This is a genomic window from Dellaglioa sp. CoH-56-MRSF-13 (genome assembly GCF_056782095.1).
Map to the genome: position 1 here is coordinate 1 of NZ_JBXAYC010000209.1, position 245 is coordinate 245.

1 protein-coding gene is annotated in these 245 nt (G+C 50.6%); it reads right to left on the bottom strand.

Features of this window, described 5'->3' with window-relative positions:
* Positions 1 to 245 (bottom strand): hypothetical protein (locus tag AC1RP1_RS08455; protein WP_481762798.1); only part of this gene is annotated, 245 nt, incomplete at both ends.

Below are 245 nucleotides of genomic sequence, written 5' to 3' on the forward strand. Positions count from 1 at the left end.
ACTTGGAGCATACATTTTCTGTGTGGATAAACAGCGGCCGATCTTTCACCGTTGGATACCGATGAAACAGGTATCGAGTTGGTTCCTGTGCCCGTGTGATCTGGACAAAATCAGGATCAGTGGACCAAGCGAGCTGCGTGCTGCGGTTTACCGTATCGTACACACCGTAGAACCCAAGATCAAGACCCTGACTCAGAATTGAGAACGAGGGATGCTCGCTCTGGTTGTTGACGATGGCTACGTAC